This window comes from Spirosoma liriopis, from assembly GCF_023196085.1.
GTDB classification, from domain to species: domain Bacteria; phylum Bacteroidota; class Bacteroidia; order Cytophagales; family Spirosomataceae; genus Spirosoma; species Spirosoma oryzicola.
Genome location: NZ_JALPRF010000002.1, coordinates 1,159,769 through 1,180,106, shown reverse-complemented (window position 1 = coordinate 1,180,106; position 20,338 = coordinate 1,159,769). Strand labels below are relative to the sequence as shown.

The following is a 20,338-nucleotide window of genomic DNA, read 5'->3' as shown; positions in this document are numbered from 1 at the left end:
GGAATATTACAAAAATATTTATTCTAGATAACCAACTTAGTTCTCCATATACTAACTTTGTATTCCCGTTTTCGGGAATTTAATAAGTTTTTAACTCACACTATTTTATGCGCAAAATTTTATTGGGAAGCTGGCTGCTTTCACTACTTTTCTGTTTGCCAGTATTGGCACAGGATGTAGCGGTTAGCGGTCGCGTCACTTCATCAGATGATGACTCTCCTCTACCAGGTGTGACAGTACAGTTAAAAGGTACGCAACGCGGTACAACGACGGATGCTCAAGGTAATTACCGCCTGAACGCTTCTGCCAACGGAACCCTGGTGTTTAGTTTCATCGGTTACACTTCTCAGGAAACGGCCATTGGTAGCCGCTCAACGATTAACGTAAAGCTTTCGGGCGACTCACAGCAATTAAGCGAAGTTGTCGTAACAGGGTATGGTACGCAGCAACGCCGTGACGTAACAGGGTCGGTCGGTACGATTAAAGGTGATGGTGTTAAAAACATTGCCGTACCTAGCTTTGACAAGTACTTGCAAGGTCAGGTGGCGGGTGTTCAGGCATCTGTACCGGGTGGTGTATTGGGTCAGGCGGCTACGGTTCGTATTCGCGGCACAAACTCGATCTCGAACGGAGCAGATCCTTTGTATGTAGTTGATGGTGTTCCGTACATCACGGGTAACCAGGGCGCATCGACCAGCAACCCGTATAACCCACTTGGCGATATCAACCCAAACGATATTGAAAGCGTTGAAGTGTTGAAAGATGGATCGGCAACGGCTATCTATGGTTCGCGGGCAGCCAACGGGGTTATCCTGATTACAACCAAGCGGGGTAAAAAAGGAGCACCACGGGTTTCGTACGACGGTTGGTTTGCCGTTGCGCAGCCAGCAAAACGGTTCGATCTGCTGAACGCCGATGAGTTTGTTACGATTGCGAACGAAAAACTGACGAACGCTGGCCTGGCCGCTAATGCGTTCCCAACGTCTAACACCGCAACGGGCCAGAATTACAACACGGATTGGCAGGATGTCATTCTGCGGAGCGGTTTCCAGCAAAACCACTCTCTGTCGTTTAGCGGTGGTACGGATCAAACCAACTACTACTTCTCGCTCGGATACGCCAATCTGGAAGGTAACATTGTTGGTAACAATCAGAAAAAATACAGCGCTCGTGCCCGGCTTGATCAGAAAGCGTTCAACGACAAGGTCACGTTTGGTACCAACATTTTTGCTACGCACACGACGAACACGGGCCTAAACCAAGGTACAAACGCCTTGTCGGGTAACGTAGCGGGTGCCATTTACGCGTTCCCGAACGTTCCGGTTAAGTATCCAGATGGTACCTACAACATCGAAGGTCAAAGCCTGGGTCGTGGTGCTAACACCCGTGCGCTTTACGGTAACTACACCAACCAGCAGTTCATTCTGGACAACAACATCTATAGAAACCAGAACCTGAACTTGACGGGTAATGCGTACATTGATGTCGAGATTGTTAAAGGCCTGAACGCCCGGTCGCAAATCGGGATCAACTACCTGAGCAACGAAGATTTTGTTTACCTCAACCCCGATCATGGCGATGGCTTTTCGATCAAAGGGTCAGTAGACCAAACGTACCAGCCGCAGTTCCGGTACAACTGGCAGAATACGTTGAGCTACAACCGTACAATGGGCCAGCACAAGATTGGTGCCGTAGTCGGTTTCGAATTGCAGAAGACGAACTTCCGGTGGTTTGAGTCGTACGGCTACAGTATATCAGACAAGTACTTCGGTGTTAATGGCAACATCATTACCGGCTCATTAACAAATCAACAGATTTATGGTTCAGCGAGTCAGCGCGCCTTCGAATCGGTTTTCGGTCGGGCCAACTACTCGTACGGCGACCGGTATCTGATTACCGCTACGCTTCGTCAGGATAAGATTTCGTCGCTTCCAATCGGTAACCAGGGTGCCCTGCTACCGGGTGTATCGGTCGGCTGGCGTTTGTCGGAAGAAAGCTTCCTGAAATCGGCTACCTTCCTGAGCGAATTGAAACTGCGTGGTGGTTATGCGCAGGTTGGTAACGTTGAAATCGGTAACTATCCTTACGCCGGTATCTTCGCAGCAACCCAATACGGTGATGTAAGTGGTATTCGCTTCAATCAGGTGGGTAACAACAACCTGAAATTCGAAACGAGTAACAAGCTGAACCTTGGCGTAGACGCTTCGTTCTTCTCGAACCGGATTAGCTTTACGGCTGAGTATTTCCGTAATAACATCGATAACCTGATTCTTCAAGCGCCAACGGCTCCGTCGCTGGGTGTTCCAGGACCAGGGGCCAACATTAACTCGATTGCCCAGAACATCGGTAAGATGTACAACCAGGGGGTTGAGTTTTCGTTGAGCACGGTTAACTTCCAGAAAAACAATTTCTCGTGGCGCACGAACTTCAACCTGACGTTCGTGAAAAACAAGATTTTGCAACTGGTCAACGGCACCGATATCATTCCATCGCCAACGTCTCCGTACAACATTCTGCGTGAAGGCGAGTCGATTGGTGCGTTCTGGGGTTATGTTAGCCGCGGTGTAAACGCATCGAACGGTAACCCAATCTTTGAAAAAGCAGACGGTTCTCAGGTGCAATACCTGATCGGTAAGACAACTACGGCGACCAACAACTTCCTGTGGGCTACTTACGATCCGGCAAACCCAAGCAACGTAGCAACCGCAGCAAATGCGCTGACAGCGAGTGACAAGAAAATTTTGGGCGTTGGTAACCCAACGTGGTATGGTGGCTTTAACAACAGCTTCAACTACAAGAATTTCGATGCAACACTGTTCCTGACGTTTGCGGGTGGCAACAAAATTTACAACATCACCCGGCAGGAGCAGTTGAACAACCAGGTTTTTGCTAACGCGGGTCGCGAACTGCTGAACCGCTGGACTGGTGAAGGTCAGGTTACGGATGTTCCTCGTCTGTACTTCAACTCGGATGCCAACGTTCTGCAAACCGGTAACCTGAACAGCCGCTTCCTGGAAGATGGCTCGTTCCTTCGGGTACAAAACATCAGCGTAGGATACACCCTGCCAACTGGTATTCGTAACAAGATCAGAGCGAACACATTCCGGATTTACGCACAGATTCAGAACGCCCACGTGTTCACCAAATACAAAGGCCTCGACCCTGAGCTGAACGGCATTACAACGACGAACCTGGCCGCTAACGCTCAACCAGGCTTAGACAACCGTACAAACCCGGTTCCTCGTACGTACACGGTTGGTCTCAATCTGAACTTTTAATTGACAGCTATCAATCAATGAAGAAATTCATAACAACACCTTTGAAACTGGGGAAATTAACGGCCGGTACGCTTATGGGTACACTGCTGCTGGTTTCTTCCTGCAAAAACTTTACCGAGCTTAATCCGCTGGCTTCGTTGTCGGAAACGACGGCGTTCACGTCAACAAACAGTATTGAGCTGGTAGCGAACGGCGTGTACCAGGCGGCTGCCGTCGGTCTTTACAATGGAGCGGCAGGCCGGGGTTACCCGTTTGGCTCAGCGGCCATTCAACAGGGCGAGATGCGTGGCGAAGACATGGTCAACCTGCAAGCGTTCTACGATATCACGTACCGGGCGACGTACACGACCACATCGGCCAACAACGTGAACATGTGGGAACAGCTGTACGCGTTGATCAACCAAACGAACGTGTTGATCGACGGGGTTAAGCGGGCTGGAACCGGCGGAGTGCTTACGCCAACGGCGGCCCTCCAGTACGAAGCAGAAGGACGCTTCTTACGCGCACTGTCTCACCACGAGCTGCTGCTTCATTTCTGCCGCCCTTACGCGGATGGTAACGGTTCGAAACCGGGTGTACCTTACCGGGAGAATCCGATCAACTCGATTCCATCAGTGCAGCAAGGCATTGCGTTGGGACGGGGTACCGTAGCAGAAACGTACGCTAAAATCCTGGCTGACCTTGATTTTGCTGAAACAAACCTGCCCGCATCGCGTGCGGCTGTTGCTACGTCCATTTCTCGGGCAACGTCGGGCGCGGCTATTGCGCTCAAAACGCGTATCAAACTGCACATGCAGGATTGGGCGGGTGTGATCAGCGAGGGAGCCAAGTTAGGCACAGCAGCTACGAGCGGAACGTTTACCAGCCCTATTGGCAGCTACAAGCTTGAAGCAAGCCCGGATGTTCCTTTCACCAGCTACAGCAACAATGCAGAGTCCGTGTTTTCGGTTGCCAACAGCGCGCTTTCGAACGGTGGTACCAATGGTGCGTTGCCTGGCATGTTTGGTCCTACCTCGTTGGGTGGCCGTGATCTGGTAGCGACGAGCCCAAACCTGTACAACGCTCCCTTCTGGGTGACGGGCGACACACGCCGGACGCTGTTGCAAATCAAGCAGTCAACTGGTAGCTATCCGTTCTACTTTAACTACAAATACCGCCAGTACACGACCCGCGCCGACTGGGCTCCTGTTCTGCGGTATGCCGAAGTACTATTGAACGTAGCTGAAGCATACGCTCGTCAGGGTACGAATGCGAATCAGGGCTTCCTGTTGCTGAATGCCGTTCGTAATCGCTCGGTTCCAACAGCTGAACGGTTTACAGCAGCACCCGCCGATCTGGTTCAGGCTATTCTGAACGAACGGCGCATCGAATTTACGGGCGAAGGTCGTCGCTGGGGTGATATTCACCGCTTATCGCTGGATACCAAATACTCGACAAATGGCATTCCTACCAAAGTTGAGGTTTCGCAAGTAAAAGCAACCAGCTATGATCTGACCACACGGCCCATGATTACGGGAATTGTTGCGGCTATTCCGTATAACGATTACCGTTTCCTATGGCCAATCCCGACTTCTGAGGTCTCAACAAACCCAACGCTGGCTCAGCAACAGAATCCGGGTTATTAATTTCAACGATTGCTAATTTTCAAAAGGCTCTCCAAACGTTTGGAGAGCCTTTTTGTTACAAGAGAGAAGCGTTACCAGTTCGTCCGTAGTCTACCGATACGTTGGCAAACGCGTTATCTAACCCAGTTCCTTTCCGCATGAAAATTGGCGATACACATCACCATCGGTATTTGTTCACCCAACAGCAAGTTCAGGTCTTTGCCACACTAACCGGCGATGATAACCCGTTGCATATTGACGCTGAGTTTGCGGCTACTACGCCTTTTAAGCGACCAATCATGCACGGTATGTTAAGTGCCAGCGTTTTCGCCAAGGTCTTTGGTCGGGACTTCGGTGGCTCGGGGGGTGTTCACTTGTCACAGATGCTTGAGTTCGTCAGACCGATGTATCCTGACGTTGAATACGAAGCTCGTTTCGAATGCAAAGCCATTGACACAAAGCGGCACACCGCCGAAATTACCTGTACTGTCATTGATCCGGCTACGAACAAAACTACACTGCGCGGTGTCGGCCTTGTTTTCCACAAAGACATGTTTTCGTAGTATTCAGGGCAAATGCGCGCGTCATAATCATCGTTGATCGCAGGAAAAGCGGTCGTCTTTCCGTATTTTAGAGGACCACTAGCCTCAATGCATGAAGACGCTTCGCTCTCCGCTATTTATAAAAGTTACCTGTTTTAGCTATTTCGCCCTAATCCTGAATCTGGTTGACCTCCGGGCTCAGCGTCAGCCTCCCAACGATTGGCCTTATCGCGATCCAACGACAGATTCAATAGCCGGAATCAGTTTGTACAAAGCCTACGAACTGTTGAAAGGTCGGCCATCGGTTCCGGTGGTGGTTGGTGTGATTGACTCAGGAGTCGATATCGCACACGAAGATTTACGGGATGTTATCTGGCAAAACCCGAAAGAGACGCCTAATAACAGCATTGACGATGACAAAAATGGGTACACCGACGATCTGAACGGCTGGAATTTTATGGGTGCCAAGGACGGAACGACCTACGAGTACGACCAGCCCGAAATCACGCAGACGTATGTACTTCTGAAAAACAAGTACGACCAAGCCAACCGAGCCACGCTTTCCCCTACCGAACAACGACAATACGACACCTACCAAACGGCGAAGAAACAGTTTTTACAACGCTACGAGGCAGTCCGCTCTAAGCGACTGGCGTTTTCCGACACGACACAATTCTGGAAGGCAGCGACGCAAATTGGGTCCCTCCTACCCGACAGTGCCCTGACTCCGCAAGCGATTCGACGCGTTGATCCCGGTCAGGACTCCGTGTCTATTGCTGTGCGCGATGTGCTGGCGAGTGCTTACCGTTCAACGTATGGTTCGTTTGCTACCTACACGGAACTCATTCGTAAAAACTGGACACGGTTTCGGCGGATAATTGCGAGCGATGCCGATATAGCGTACAATTCTGATTACAACCCCCGTCAGGCGGTCGGCGATAACCCGGCTGATCCTACTGAGCGTTATTATGGCGGTCCGACGTTGCAGATAGGCCAGTCACAGCAATTAGCCGTTCATGGGAGCCATGTGGCGGGTATTATCGCGGCCAAACGCGATAATGGCCTTGGAATAGATGGGATTGCCGACAACGCACGCATTATGACCGTTGCGGTTGTTCCGGCCAACGGTGACGAACGCGATAAGGATGTTGCCAACGGCATCCGCTACGCCGTCGAGAACGGGGCTAAAGTAATTAACATGAGTTTCGGGAAACGACTGTCACCGTTCAAAGAGCAGGTCGATGCGGCTATTCGATACGCCGAGGAGCACGACGTTCTGATTGTCCACGCTGCGGGGAACAACGGCGAAAATTATGATTCGGTCCCGGCTTATCCATCCGCCCGGTACGAAAACGGGCAGATCGCCCAGAATGTCCTGGTTGTTGGTAATAGCACATGGCGGCTGAACGAAGGACTGGCTGCCTACTCATCCAATTACGGTCTACAAACGGTCGATTTGTTTGCTCCCGGTACCGATATTCTTTCCACCGTTCCCAACAATCAATACGCCAGCTTTTCAGGAACCAGCATGGCGGCACCGCATGTCGCCGGGGTAGCTGCGCTGCTGCGCTCCTACTTTCCGAAGCTGACAGCTGTCCAGGTAAAAGACATCATGCTGAGAAGCAGCTATAAACCAAACATAGACGTTCGCAAACCGGGACGATCAGGTCGTCCGGTTCCCTTCGGCAGTCTTAGCAAGACGGGCGGTTTGCTGAACGCCTACGAAGCCGTAAAAATGGCCGTATCGAAGAATTTCTAAACTACTATTACGCTGAATTACTAGATTTCCAGGCATTTCTCAGGATAAGAAATCTGACGATGGGTTCGATTCCCTACCCTGAGAAATGTACACTACCACGCGCATTCCTGCTTGTCGTGCCAGAACTTACCCGTTTCTGACTGCGAGGCTTCAGTAGCCAGCCACACGATGGTTTCAGCACCCTTCTCGACGGGTCGCGATGCGCCTGATCCTCCCATGTCGGTACGTACCCAACCCGGATCGACACAGTTAACAGCAATATTTTCGCTTCGGAGTGCGCCCGCAAATTGTCGCGTTACGGCATTCAGTGCCGTTTTCGATATGCTGTAAGCAGGGGCATAGGTACTCATGTCGTTTAACGCTCCCGCCCCGCTCGACACGTTAATGATGCGTCCACCAGTAGGACTCTTTTTCAGAAAGGGCAGAAAATCCTGCGTTACGATAATTGGTCCGGTGACATTCGACTTGAGCGTACGATCCAGCAATTCAGGATTCAGCTTTAAAATATCTTCGCCGTGATCTTCCAGAATACCGGCATTGTTGATCAGTACGTCCAGATGTTCCGCTTTCTGAGAAAAGGTTCCGTAGGCATTTTTGATGCTTACCGGGTCTGTTACATCGAGTTGGATAAACGTAGCTTCGTAGCCTTGCTGACATAACTCTTCGGCAGCTTCCCGACCTTTTGTTATGTCGCGGGCGCCAATAAAAACGGCAAAACCACGTTGCCCTAATTGGCGGGCGATCTCTTTTCCAATGCCTTTGTTGGCTCCCGTAATAAGAGCCGTGCGCTGATGTTCAGTTTTCATAATCGGACAAATAATCGGGTGAGACGATTCATGTTATACTGGTGACCGATACCAATCGACGTACGTCTATACACCCACCATACGTTCACTTACTCTGGAATCAGGAAAATGTTTGTAGAAAATCAACCGTAGACTCAAGCTCCCTACCGTTTCCTCATTGTTGTTATCGGATTTAGTACCTTACCGACTAATCTTACAAACTTATTTAAATGACTACCCCCCTAATGAAATCGCTGATTCTGCTGAGTGTTGGAATACTATCGTCGGGTATGTCCTGGGCTCAACAAAGCCCATCAACTACTGTCCCTAGATCCAATACGTTCAATACAGCGACTCAGCCCGGAAAGAAACCCAACCGGCAGCAGGAGTTATACGATCAGTACCACGGTTACAATAAAAAAGCGACGGAATCAACGCCAACTCCTTCGGTCAATGAGCCGGTTCGTCCAACGAGATCGGAGCCAATAGCAAGACCAACTGAAACAGCAGGCAGCGTACCCGCCAGAACACAAGCGATCAGTCAGGATTCACGCGCCCGGATTGGCGTGCGTGGTGGTGTCACGTATCCTGTTTTCCTGGACAACGTAACGGGTGCAGACCCTTCCGTCGATTTCGTGGGCGGTGCGGTATTTCAATTTGGACGAGGCCGACTGTCTTTCCAGCCAGAGATTAATTATAGCCGCTCTACGGCCAAGGTTGATCCGGGCTTTGGTATTGTCAAAGCCTCGTCGGATCAGGTCATCGTACCGTTGTTTTTAAAGATCGCATCGGGAACGTTTGACGGCAACCGTTTCTTTGTCAATGTTGGTCCTTATGGAGCTTATCTAGCCAGCGTTAGTTGGAATGGTCTTAAGCGGCAGATTCCCAGCAACGTCGGGCGTTTTTCGTACGGTGGTGCTGCTGGTGTTGGCGCGATGCTCAAGGCGGGCCCCGGTCACGTAACGGTTGAGGTGCGGGGTATGTATCAACTGGGGGACAACGCGCGAGGCTTTTACACCGATTATAAAACGATTTTCACCGAAACCACCGTCGGTTATATAATTCCGCTAGGTGGTCGTTAATCGCCTTTACTTTCTCATAGAGTGGGTTTTTGAAATGGCTACAGCCTCTGGTTGCAGCCATTTTTGTAAAGTTGATATAGTGGTGTCGGTTTCTCAAAACCGACACCACTATATCAACTTTACACTAGACATATGCCAGACTACGCTCCCACAGCCAATCCGCGTTTTGGTCGTTTACGTCGCGGTTAGCTGGTTTCTTTGGCTGGCTGTCGACAAAATATGCACCGTTGTTTTGCTCTCCGATCAATTTGAGCGGTGCCGACGCTAGAAAAACGGACGTTTGCGCACCTTCTTCAGGCGTACGCATAAGCGGTCTGGCCAGTCGAAATACCTGCCCGATAACGCCAGAAGTATCACTGCCAAAGTTGGTTCGCACGGCACCCGGATGGACCGAATACGACGTGATACCCGTGCCGGTCAATTGTTTGGCTGCGGCTCTGGCAAACAGCAGGTTCGCCAGCTTATCGTCGCCGTACGCTTTCCAGGTTGACAGATTGTCGATATGCCGGAAAAAGCGTGCTTTCTGACCCATCACATGCGCTCCGGAAGACAGGCTAATAATGCGCACGTCGCCGGTCTCGGACGCTGTTTGTTTGAGCAGGTCCAGCAGATGATACGTCAGAACGAAATGGCCGATGTGGCTGGCGTAGAATGACTTTTCAATACCATCGGGCGTAAACTCAATGGTAGCGGGTGTGTAACCGGCATTATTGATCAGTACATCGAGCCGCTTGTAATCCTGTTTGATCTTTTCGGCTGTCTGACGTACCGATTCTGCATTCGCCAGATCGACCGTAAGCAAATCAACGCGCACCGCCGGATTCGCTTTACGAACTTCGGCCTGTGCTTCTTTTCCTTTCTGCTCGTTCCGGCAGAGCAAGACAAGATCAAACGAACGTTGTGCCAACGCTCTGGCAGTGGCCAATCCTATACCCGCATTGGCTCCTGTTATCAGGGCAGTTTTGATTCCCATATGAACAATTTACGAAATACGGTAGAGCCACTTCATTAAGAAGCAGCTCCTCGTTTAATCCGCAAATCAGCCAATTTGTTTATTCCTGCCTACGGATTTTCGACAAGCCTGTTGCCTCCTGTGCTGTTACGGTTGGATTTCCCGAGTAGCGAATCGTACTAACGCCATCAGCCGAAGCCGCCAGTGTTTCGGTAACGTGAATAGTCGCCTGGCTGGCGGCATCCAGCCTTACATCGGCACGTTCGATTGTCAGTTTGGCGGCATCGAGTTTACCTGCGCTGCTCAGTCGGATATTGGCGCTGGCTGCCGTTCCCTGTACTGTAGCCTGCGATCCATCCCGAACGGTCAGCGTCAGTTTTTGCGTGTTGACTGGCGTATTCAATCGGCTACCCGTTTCTACCGTTACGGCCAGGTTATCGGACTGAATCGGTAGATCGGACGTAACGGAGCAGCCCGTACTGACCAGCACCTGACTGAGTTTAGGAACATGAACCGTAACCGTAACACCTTTCGTGTTCTTGATATGGGTATCTGGATCAAACATGATCGTCAACTCTCCATTTTTCACATCAGTGACTACGTGTTCGAGTACGTTGCTTTCGCCTTCGAGTTCGGCCTGACCCGCGTTTCCAGTGGCGATACGTACCCGCATTCCCACGCGGACCGCTAATTTAGAAAAGGCAGTGAGGTTTCGTTGCTGCTTGACAATCTGGCCATTCCCAACAACGCCGTCCTGAGCGTTCGTCGGTTGACTGATAAAGAAAATACTGCCCAGTAAGAAAGTAGTGATAAGGGTCTTCATCGGTAAATAAGTTGATTTTTATCAAAGATGCAGCCCGTCATGAAAACGTTGCCCCTATCAAAAATATAATTTTCTACGTAACCAGAGCGATACAATCAACCACTCAAGTCATAAACAAAAAAGAGCCTCGTTAGAGGCTCTGTTAACAAATCATAGCGATCAGATTCAGGTGGATTTGCCCACCTACGCCTGATCAAGCCAGGAATAGCTTAGACGTATATTTTAGATCAAAATTACGAACCAGGGAATAAAGCCTATGTCAGCGTCAGGCTCTTAAAAGAGCAGTTTCCAGCCGTTAAAGAAAAGATCTTTTCCAGGCTGTCCAGACCACTGTTTTGGCATATCATCAACCTCCGGAGTACTTGCCTCCTTTTGTTTTACAAGCGCCGTTATACCTTCTTTCGCTAATAACCGGCAAATATCTTTGGTGGCGGTATTTCCTTCGCCAATCATCAATCCGATGGCTTCTTTATCGTTTTTCATAGCGGTTAGTAGTTATCTTGTTTGCACATACAACAAATTTCGTAAAAATAGGTCTTACAGGCCTTCGCCCAATGCCTGGGTAGCCTTAAAAACCTGCTGCGTCAACTGGCAGACGTTTGTTTCGCCAATTGCTTTTGAGTAGCGTTCGCCTACTTTATCCCAAGCCTGGGAAATGGCAGGTTGCAGCGCTTCTCCTTCGGTGGTCGGATAGATCAGGGTTTTTTTGCCCTCCGATTCGCGCCGAACCAACTGCTTTTGCTCTAACTTTTCCACCAACCGAGTGATTGTCGATGGCGTCAGGTAAAGCGTTTCGCTTAGCTGCGATGGAGTTATACCCGGCTGTCCGACAACTTCACACAACAGATACGCGTGTGAATAGCACATCCCAAACTTTCCGAACTCCTCGTCACCAATCGCCGTGATGGCCCGAGCCAGCGCATTGGCAGAAAACAGTAGACAGGCACTAAACCGGGTTTCGGTTTTCTCCCCTTCTACTACTTCGTTTGTTACGTTCATAACTCTTCTTTCAGATTGGTGGATCAAAAGTACAAGCTAATATTTGTATGTGCAAACAAAATTTAAAAAAAGAGTAAAAGTTCGTTGCCTACCTCTGGTGAACATGTCGGTAAATCAGTCGTCTTTCGTTTCTTTACGGCATGTCGATTCTGAAAGCAGCCATCATCGGTGGTGGAAACATTGCCGATAAAAACCATATTCCTGCGCTGAAGCAGTTGTCCGATCAGGTAGCCGTTGTGGCGGTTTGCAGCCGCGATCTTGGTAAAGCCCGCGCCCTGGCCGATAAACACGATATTCAGCACGCTTTTGCCCATACGGCGGAACTGTACCGTCAATGTGCCCCCGATGTGGTCGTGATCTGTACGCCCAACTACCTGCATTATCCACAGACGATGGAAGCACTGGCGCACAACTGCCATGTTTTCTGTGAGAAGCCGCCCGCTATAACCGCCCAGAACGCCCGTGAGATGGCTGATCTGGCCGTAGAAAAAGGACTGACACTGGCTTACAACCTCCAGCTCCGACAAACGAGCGAATGGGCGTTGTTGATGCGCTGCAAGGCGGATGGGTTGTTGGGCGATATTTATCACATCAAAGCCAATTTCCTACGTCGGCGCGGTATTCCGGGCTGGGGACATTTTACCGACAAATCGATGCAGGGCGGTGGTGCACTCATGGATCTTGGTGTACACGTACTCGACTTGGCGCTCTGTGCGCTGGACTACCCAACCCCCGATCAGGTCCTAGGCAATACGTACGATCTCATTGGAAAGGCCGGAGGAAAAGGGCTTATGGGCAGCTGGGACCCTGCAAAGTTTGGCGTTGAAGATGCGGGCACCGCTTACCTTTCGTTTCCGAATAAAGCGTCGATTATGCTGTCCGCATCGTTTGCGCTGAATGCCCAGTCCGACCGAAACCGAAATCTGGAGATTTTCGGCAGTAAAGGCGGAGTCAACTTATTTCCGTTTACGCTTCATACCGAACTGGCCGGTGAGCTGGCTGATGTTCAATTTCCGTATCTGGAAGAAGTCGATATTCAATTGAAAAATACAGCTGCTTTTCTGGATGCCTGCCAGGGAAAGCCCTCTACGGTGTGCACGGGAGCCCAGGGCGCGATTTTGCAGGAAATCGTCGAACGCATTTACCAGTCTGCGGAGGGGACAACGCTGTAATGTATGGCTTATGGTGATCGGTACGCCCGTCGTTCAACGTCTGCCAGCATAAGCCATACCGATTGCCTATTACTTTATCGGCAGGTGTACCTCAGCCATCATACATCGGGCCGAACCACCACCATTGCCTTCGATTGTAGAAAGGTCGAAATGTAACAGCGTTACGTAATCGTCCAGCAGGTCAATTTGCTTAGGCGTCAACGACTGGTAAGCACGGGTTGACATCACAAGTAGTTTTTGCCCTTTCTGCGTCTGAACCATCAGCATGTTTCCGGCAAAATTGGCCATCTGTTCCAGCGAAATATCAATCACTCGTTTTTGCAATCGTTCCAGTTCCTGCCGAACCATCAGTCGCTCGTCGGGATCGGTGATTGCTGACAGACAAACGACCGCAAACGTATCGCCAATGCACATGAGCACGTTGGTATGATAAACGGCATTTCCGTTTGCATCAGCCGCTTGAAAGGATACCGTCCGATAACCCGTCCGGCGCGCAAACTCCGCCAGCACATCAGGATGCGTGCGGGGCGACAGACCAGCAAAAGCAACCCGGTTCATCCGATCCAGCACCAGGCTACCCGTTCCTTCCAGAAATTTACCTTCCTGCTCAAAATAGGTCAGATCGATGATGTTAGCCACGTCGAACCGTTCGGCCAGATCGTTGATGATATCCGGACGTCGTTCGAGCCGACGGTTTGCAGCCTGCATCGGATAAAGAACTACCTTGCCGCTGGCATGAAACGACACCCAGTTATTGGGAAAAATCGAGTCAGGTGTGTACGGATCAGTCGTGTCGTCATAGATCATTACCTCAACGCCCATAGCCTGAAGCTGGCGCGCCATTTCGTTGAATTCGCGCTGTGCATCTTCCTGAGCTACATCCTTCGCCTGCGCAGCCAGATCACGATTCTGAAACGCATTGGAATCGGCGGTTTCGGTGTTGAATCCGAAATTAACCGGACGAATCATGAGAATTCTCGAAGTAGCCTGTGATTGCATGGATTACTTGGTTAGTCAGAATTAGAAAGCAAGTTACATAAATCAACGCAAAAGTGTCCTGACCATCTACCCACAGGCATCCGGCCAGGACACGCGCCATTCTTATAATTCTTCTCTCAGCAGGGGCAGGCTCATGCAATGAGAACCGCCACGAGCGCGGCTTAGCTCCGCCGAGGGCAGCATGATAAACGTATTTTCAATCGTTTCCGGCGACGATTCTCCACGCTCAAAACGGTCCAGTAAAACAGCGGCTCCTACTACATCGAAACCGGCTTGTCGGAATGCCTCCGCCGTTTTTTCGTTCCGGTCATACCCGATCACAACGCCATCTTTCAGGGCCAGCAAGTTACAGGAATCGGTCCATTGCTCTCTGGCTCCAAATGGAAATTCGTTGTTACCGGAGTAGATAAACCGGGCAGGTTCGGTGGCTCCCAGATCGTTCTTGCTGATGTCGGCCAACAGATCTTCAAGGTTCTCAATCTCAATGGGCTTGTGCTCCAGTCCTTTGATAAATTGAAGAATTTTAAGGTCTTCCGATACGTCTTTAGGCGCAAAAAAATGAATGACGTCCCGTTGTTTTACGTCGTCTCCCGTGCGGGCCAGCGCTCCCAGCAGTACCCAAACGTTACGCTTCACCTGCGTGAAAATTGTATCGATGTGCATGTAATCCCGCTTTTTAGGAATCTTCAGAACCGTAACCGTATCGACCAGATTTTTATCGAATACCAGCCGCATAACCTGCTGGGCGGCATACAGCGTTGTTCGTTCACTAACGCCAATCATCAGATGGCGTTTGGCGATCATCATCACATCACCCCCTTCGAGCGTTGAGCGCGTCACATCCCGATTTACGTCCACATCGGGCAGCAAAAAAGCGTGTTCGTTATCCGGTATTTCGATGATCTTATCCTGATAATCGGCAAACAGCGGATGATTAAAAAAGATGTATTGGGTCAACAACGCTTCGCGCGTGCGGGCAAGCTTGGCGGGCTTATTGAGCAGAATATGATCGTTGATGACAATACCAATATCGCGAGTAAAGATAAAGTTAGGCAGTGGCGCAAACAGCATCGTCAGGTCCGGCAGCGAACCCGAGATCATAATCTTGGCCAATTCTGCCGGCTCGTACTCGTTGAGCTGTTGCTGCGTTCGGAACGATGTCCGCTCGATACCGCAGATAGCGGCAATTAACCGAATCCGAATCGATTCGTCGGCCAGGATATCGGCCAGTAGCCGCTGAATATCAATTACCTTATCCGACTGGAAGTAATCCGCATGATCGGGTTTGAAAAAGGACCGGTCGCTGTCGGGTCCCAGTTCCTTTATTCTCCCCTGTACTTTATCAGGATCTAAAAAATATAAAAGAAGCTTAACATAGTAATCGTACTCATCCCGACGCATCATGTCGAGGTGCACAATATCTTCAAAGAGCCAGTCCTGCGCTTTGGACGGCACCACTTTTCCTAAACCCCGATCAGGGCTGTGAATCAGTAAGCGTTTTAGGGTACCAACTTCAGAAGAAACATGAATACGTTGCGGTGAAATTGTATGATCTGCCATCGTAAGGCCAACAGCAGCAGTAGTATGTCCAGTTTCCATACGCAGATCCGAGGTCCGTTTAGTATCGGATTCGGGGTCGCAAGGTACATGTTTAGCCGAGTAAAAGAAATGGTCCGCCCCGTTGCCAACAACAGTGGCAAACTCGTACGCACTTTGTCGAAAGCGTATTTAAAAGCCAATCCGACCAGATTCTAAGGATTTTCTAATAGTTGACTAAGAACATTTTAAGTTAACCGACCGTTTTTTGTACTGGTACCAAGCTCTAGTTATGGAGCGCAAAAACTACATGAGCAATCTCAATGGAACGTACAAACGACTAATTATTGTAGCCTATCGATTACCTTTTAGCATCAAACAAACCAAAGAAGGAGTTAGTCTTTTCCAGAACTCAGGCGGACTGGTTTCGGCAGTCCTTTCCATGGCCGAACAGATGGGGCAATCGGCTGGCGACAGCGGACCCAAAATTCACTGGATCGGTCATTGCGATAACAGTCTGAAAGACATTCAGCAGTCGGCGTTTGAGGATGAGCACTTTGTCGCCCACCCGGTTTTTGTGGACGAAGATGTTCATCAGGCGTTTTACGAAGGATTCTGTAACGATCTGATCTGGCCACTTTTCCACTACTTCCCGACCTTCGCTTCGTTTCAGGAAAATTATTTTGACGCTTATCAACAGGTAAATAACCGCTTCCTGGAGGAATTGACCTCCATCATCGAACCCGGCGATCTGGTCTGGATTCATGATTTTCAGTTGATGTTACTGCCCGATCTGCTGCGAAAAGCGGTTCCGGAAGCCACAATCGGTTATTTTTTCCACATTCCTTTTCCTACCTTCGAGATCATCAAACTACTGCCCCGCACCTGGCGGCAGGCGTTGATGAACGGGCTCCTGGGCGCTGACGTAGTGGGCTTTCATACAGCCGATTACGTCAAGCATTTTATGCACAATGTGTCGGAAGTGGTCGGATTACCCATCATTGAGCAACGCGTCGTGCTGGACGATCGGTCGGTTTTCGTCGGCGATTTTCCGATTAGTATCGACTTCACCAAGTTTGATGAAGGTAGCCAGCTCGAAGCCGTTGCAGAGATGCGGCAGCATTATCAGCAGTTATTGAACGGTAACAAAATCATTTTCTCGGTTGACCGGCTCGATTACGCAAAGGGCATTACCTACCGCTTGCAAGGCTACGAACGTTTCCTGACCCAAAACCCCGATTGGCACAACAACGTAACGTTCGTTATGACGGTTGTCCCCTCCCGGGACAAAATCGGTCATTACCAGGAAATAAAACGAGAGATCGAAGAAACCGTCGGACGTATCAACGGCCTGTTTGGTACCATTGGCTGGCGGCCTATCGTGTACTCGTACCTGTCGCTGACGTTTACAGAATTGCTCGCCCTCTACACCTGCTGCGACGTGGCCCTCATTACACCAATCCGCGACGGCATGAATCTGGTCTGTAAGGAGTTCATCGCCAGCCGTCGCGACAATCAGGGGGTGTTGATCTTAAGTGAGCTGGCGGGCGCTGCTCAGGAATTGCCCGACGCCCTCATTATTAACCCAACAGATACCCAGGAGGTAACGGCGGCCATAAAAGAAGCCCTGGAGATGCAACCCGCCGAGCAACAGGACCGCATGCAAAAAATGCGGCAACATCTTCAGAATCACAACGTTTTCCGATGGAGTCATAATTTTTTATCTGCCTTTATGAGTGACGAATCCTGGCAATCAGAACTGGCAACAAACTTGCCGATTCAATCCTTTATCGATGCGTATCAGAAAGCACAGCACCGGCTATTGCTGGTCGATTTCGACGGAACGCTCGCTCCCATTGTCAACGACCCCGCGAAAGCGCAGCTATCGCCAACGATGCAACCGGTATTACACCGATTGGCCGAGCAGAACGATCTGGCGATTATCAGCGGCCGCAACCGGGCATTTCTGGAAAATGCTTTTCGGGGCTTTCCGGTAACGCTGGTCGCCGAACACGGTTCATTTATCAAAAAACCGGATCAGGATTGGCAACTACTGGATATGCCTGCCAGCGACTGGATCGAGCCGGTTCGGGCAACGATGAACGAATACGTTGACGCCTATCCGGAGTCTTTTATCGAAGAAAAAGAAACGACCATTGTCTGGCATTACCGGAATGCCAAAGCCGAAGACATCGAGACAAAAGCCGTTGAACTGGCGACACGATTGCTCAGTACGCCGTCGGCAGTCAAATTAACGGTTATGCAGGGCAGCAAGGTTATTGAAGTGCGAACAGCGCAGCACAGCAAAGGCACCATTGCCCAGAAACTTTTTGAACAGACGGACTACGATTTCATTGTCAGCATGGGCGACGACACGACCGATGAGGATATGTTTCGTCAGTTGCCCAACTGGGCATACACCCTGAAAGTTGGGGCTGGAATCACTAATGCCCGCTACCGGTTAGCCCGCCAGCGTGACGTGGAGATGCTGCTGCAACAACTCGACGAAGTAGCCATCAACCACTGACAGCAACTATTTCCAGGAGCGAGGTCATAGCTGCTTAGACCTATCCAGCGATGACCTCGCGTTCTGACTTATTCTCTATAATCAGCTACAGTCGTTGACGCGGAGTCGCTTGTTTACGTTTAACTTCTCTACCCCACCATGAAACTCTTAGTGATCGAAGATGAACCTAAAATGCTGCAAGCAATTCGGCAGGGGCTTGAGGAAAGTCAGTTTGAGGTAGACATCGCCTACGACGGGCTGATCGCCAAGCGGCTGGCCCTAAAAAACAATTACGCAGCCATCATCTCCGACGTTATCTTACCTGGCCTGAACGGTTTTGAACTGTGCCGTCAGCTACGGGCCGAGGGCCTGACGACGCCTATTTTGTTGCTGACCGCGCTGGGTGAAGTCGATGATCGCATATCGGGTTTCGATTCCGGGGCGGATCAATACCTAACCAAACCGTTTCAATTTGCCGAACTGCTGGCCCGTGTCCGCTCCCTGACAAAGCGCGGCACGCAGGTCTCGATGACGGCCCAAACGTTGCGGTACGGTGGCATTGAGATGAACCTGGACGCCAAAACCGTGCGACGCGACGGCCTGCTTATCGACCTGACTGCCCGCGAATTTGCGCTGCTGGAATTTCTGATGCGCAATCAGGGACGGGTTTTGTCGAAGCCAGACATTGCCGAACACGTCTGGGATCTCAACTTCGATACGGGGACTAACGTGGTTGAGGTTTATATCAATTACCTGCGCAAAAAAATTGATAAGGATTTCCCTAAAAAGCTTATTCATACCCAGTTCGGTATGGGTTATGTTTTTAAAGAAGAATAACCAGCCAAAGATTGCGGCTGGCTGATACCTGCTCATGACTATTCGGAATCGCCTAGCAATTCGTTTTACGGGACTCGTATCGGCCATTTTGCTATTGGCCTTTGTGAGCATCTATGCCTTTTGCTGGTACTTCATCGCTTCTGACTTTTACCGCCGACTCGACCGGAAAGCCAATACGCTGGGCGAGATGCTTATTCTTCATCGGTTGGATGCACAACTAATCCACCAGCTGAGCCGCATCCGGAAAGATCAGCTTCCAAATCAAAAGATTAAAGTATTCGACAATCGCGATTCGGTCATATACGAAACCAACGACGCCATTTCGCTTGACGTTTCGGCCAGTCAGATCGAATCCATCCGGCAGAAAAAAAGAAAAGATTTTCGGCAAGGTCTTTACTACGTCTCTGGTATTCGATTTATGACCGCATCGGGTATGTATGTCGTGCTAGCAAGCGCCGAAAACGTATACGGTGACGCTTTTCTGCGGCAACTGATCTGGGCAATGGTCGGTTTGTTTTTTCTGGCTATTGGTATCACGATCTTCTCGGGATGGTTTTTTGCCGGGGATGCGCTTCGGCCCATGCAGCGGATTGACCAGACCCTCAATGCCATCTTTCCGAACAACCGGGACGAACGGCTACCCATCCGCCAGGATAATGACGAAATCGGGAGGCTATCGGCAACCATTAACCAACTACTCGACCGGGTTGCCGAATCGTTTCGACTACAGCGCATGTTCGTGGCCAATGTATCGCACGAATTAAAAAATCCGCTCACTCAGATCAGCTCGCAACTCGAAGTCAGCCTGCTGAACCAGCGCGACCCGGAAGCTTACCAGCAAACCATGCGGTCTGTTCTTGACGATGTCACGAACTTAGCTAGCCTAACCCATGAACTGCTGCAACTGTCGCAGATCAATATGGACGATGCTGGTAGTCTGCTGACCGATGTGGTACGCATCGATGAAACCGCCTGGGACATCCGTTCCGAAGTAAACGCTATCAATCCTCGCTATCAGGTACGTATCGATCTCGGCGAACTACCCGACGATCCAGACCAGTTGACGGTTCGGGGCAATAAAACGCTGCTGTGCACCGCCTTAAAAAATCTCACCGAAAACGCTTGTAAATTTTCCGACGACGGACAGGCCGTTATCGCCATCAACGCTGGAAACGATCAGCTCCGAATCCAGGTTTTAAACGAAGGGCCTCCTATTCCGGCCCCTGATATTCCTTATATTTTCGAGCCGTTCTACCGCAGCCGTCAAACCGCCGATGTTAGCGGGTACGGCGTAGGCTTGTCATTAGTCGAACGGATTGTGCGCCTGCACGGTGGGCAACTAACCGTATCATCTGCTCCAGGACAGCCTACTGCCTTTACCATATTACTAACTCGACAGTAAGTATCTCTAAGCAGATTCTAAGGAAATTTTCAGGCAATCTTAAGTCTCATAACCGATTTTTG

General features: G+C 50.3%; 16 protein-coding genes. 9 read left to right on the top strand and 7 right to left on the bottom strand.

Annotation, left to right across the window (positions count from 1 at the left end; genetic code table 11):
* The first annotated feature begins 107 nt into the window (after nucleotides 1-107).
* The 4 genes from M0L20_RS13935 to M0L20_RS13920 all read left to right on the top strand — a co-directional run bounded on the left by M0L20_RS13935 (nucleotide 108) and on the right by M0L20_RS13920 (nucleotide 7,183).
* Nucleotides 108-3,278, top strand: coding sequence for a SusC/RagA family TonB-linked outer membrane protein (locus M0L20_RS13935; protein WP_232561523.1), 3,171 nt, complete (start codon nucleotides 108-110; stop codon nucleotides 3,276-3,278).
* A 17-nt stretch (nucleotides 3,279-3,295) separates the two neighbouring features.
* Complete coding sequence (locus M0L20_RS13930; protein WP_248477551.1) at nucleotides 3,296-4,903, top strand: RagB/SusD family nutrient uptake outer membrane protein; 1,608 nt, start codon at nucleotides 3,296-3,298, stop codon at nucleotides 4,901-4,903.
* Nucleotides 4,904-5,040: 137 nt separating this feature from the next.
* On the top strand, nucleotides 5,041-5,445 hold the full coding sequence (locus M0L20_RS13925; RefSeq protein WP_232561521.1) for a MaoC family dehydratase: 405 nt from the start codon (nucleotides 5,041-5,043) through the stop codon (nucleotides 5,443-5,445).
* A 91-nt stretch (nucleotides 5,446-5,536) separates the two neighbouring features.
* Nucleotides 5,537-7,183 carry a S8 family peptidase gene (locus M0L20_RS13920; RefSeq protein ID WP_248477550.1) on the top strand — a complete coding sequence of 549 codons (1,647 nt, stop codon included), beginning with the start codon at nucleotides 5,537-5,539 and terminating at the stop codon, nucleotides 7,181-7,183.
* A 92-nt stretch (nucleotides 7,184-7,275) separates the two neighbouring features.
* Here M0L20_RS13920 and M0L20_RS13915 read toward each other — a convergent pair whose 3' ends face one another.
* The gene (locus M0L20_RS13915) at nucleotides 7,276-7,989 is read right to left on the bottom strand and encodes an SDR family oxidoreductase (protein ID WP_248477549.1); all 714 of its coding nucleotides are present in this window, start codon (nucleotides 7,987-7,989) and stop codon (nucleotides 7,276-7,278) included.
* 209 nt (nucleotides 7,990-8,198) lie between these two features.
* On the opposite strand from M0L20_RS13915, the gene M0L20_RS13910 reads away from it, so the two are divergent.
* Nucleotides 8,199-9,050: a porin family protein gene (locus tag M0L20_RS13910; RefSeq protein WP_248477548.1), complete on the top strand. Its 852-nt coding sequence runs from the start codon at nucleotides 8,199-8,201 to the stop codon at nucleotides 9,048-9,050.
* 124 nt (nucleotides 9,051-9,174) lie between these two features.
* Here M0L20_RS13910 and M0L20_RS13905 read toward each other — a convergent pair whose 3' ends face one another.
* The 4 genes from M0L20_RS13905 to M0L20_RS13890 form a co-directional block, all read right to left on the bottom strand.
* Complete coding sequence (locus M0L20_RS13905) at nucleotides 9,175-10,023, bottom strand: SDR family oxidoreductase (RefSeq protein WP_232561517.1); 849 nt, start codon at nucleotides 10,021-10,023, stop codon at nucleotides 9,175-9,177.
* Between the two features lie 79 nt (nucleotides 10,024-10,102).
* Nucleotides 10,103-10,825: a head GIN domain-containing protein gene (locus tag M0L20_RS13900; RefSeq protein WP_232561516.1), complete on the bottom strand. Its 723-nt coding sequence runs from the start codon at nucleotides 10,823-10,825 to the stop codon at nucleotides 10,103-10,105.
* Between the two features lie 273 nt (nucleotides 10,826-11,098).
* Nucleotides 11,099-11,308 carry a hypothetical protein gene (locus M0L20_RS13895; RefSeq protein WP_232561515.1) on the bottom strand — a complete coding sequence of 70 codons (210 nt, stop codon included), beginning with the start codon at nucleotides 11,306-11,308 and terminating at the stop codon, nucleotides 11,099-11,101.
* Between the two features lie 54 nt (nucleotides 11,309-11,362).
* The gene (locus M0L20_RS13890) at nucleotides 11,363-11,824 is read right to left on the bottom strand and encodes a MarR family winged helix-turn-helix transcriptional regulator (RefSeq protein WP_248477547.1); all 462 of its coding nucleotides are present in this window, start codon (nucleotides 11,822-11,824) and stop codon (nucleotides 11,363-11,365) included.
* Between the two features lie 140 nt (nucleotides 11,825-11,964).
* Between M0L20_RS13890 and M0L20_RS13885 the strand changes: the two genes are divergently transcribed.
* Entirely contained in the window at nucleotides 11,965-12,996 is a 1,032-nt protein-coding gene (locus tag M0L20_RS13885) for a Gfo/Idh/MocA family protein (protein WP_248477545.1), read from the top strand.
* Between the two features lie 69 nt (nucleotides 12,997-13,065).
* Here the strand turns inward: M0L20_RS13885 and ctlX are convergent, their stop codons facing one another.
* Together ctlX and M0L20_RS13875 are read right to left on the bottom strand one after the other, a co-directional pair.
* A complete protein-coding gene (ctlX, locus tag M0L20_RS13880) occupies nucleotides 13,066-13,995 on the bottom strand; it encodes a citrulline utilization hydrolase CtlX (protein WP_354004176.1) in 930 nt (309 codons plus the stop codon).
* A 102-nt stretch (nucleotides 13,996-14,097) separates the two neighbouring features.
* On the bottom strand, nucleotides 14,098-15,555 hold the full coding sequence (locus M0L20_RS13875; protein ID WP_248478086.1) for an arginine deiminase family protein: 1,458 nt from the start codon (nucleotides 15,553-15,555) through the stop codon (nucleotides 14,098-14,100).
* 268 nt (nucleotides 15,556-15,823) lie between these two features.
* Between M0L20_RS13875 and M0L20_RS13870 the strand changes: the two genes are divergently transcribed.
* From M0L20_RS13870 to M0L20_RS13860, 3 genes are all read left to right on the top strand, one after another.
* Entirely contained in the window at nucleotides 15,824-18,058 is a 2,235-nt protein-coding gene (locus tag M0L20_RS13870) for a bifunctional alpha,alpha-trehalose-phosphate synthase (UDP-forming)/trehalose-phosphatase (RefSeq protein ID WP_248477544.1), read from the top strand.
* A 138-nt stretch (nucleotides 18,059-18,196) separates the two neighbouring features.
* Nucleotides 18,197-18,874 carry a response regulator transcription factor gene (locus M0L20_RS13865; RefSeq protein ID WP_232561510.1) on the top strand — a complete coding sequence of 226 codons (678 nt, stop codon included), beginning with the start codon at nucleotides 18,197-18,199 and terminating at the stop codon, nucleotides 18,872-18,874.
* Nucleotides 18,875-18,908: 34 nt separating this feature from the next.
* Nucleotides 18,909-20,276 (top strand): sensor histidine kinase, encoded by a 1,368-nt coding sequence (locus M0L20_RS13860; protein WP_248477543.1) that lies wholly within the window; start codon nucleotides 18,909-18,911, stop codon nucleotides 20,274-20,276.
* Nucleotides 20,277-20,338 lie beyond the last annotated feature (62 nt).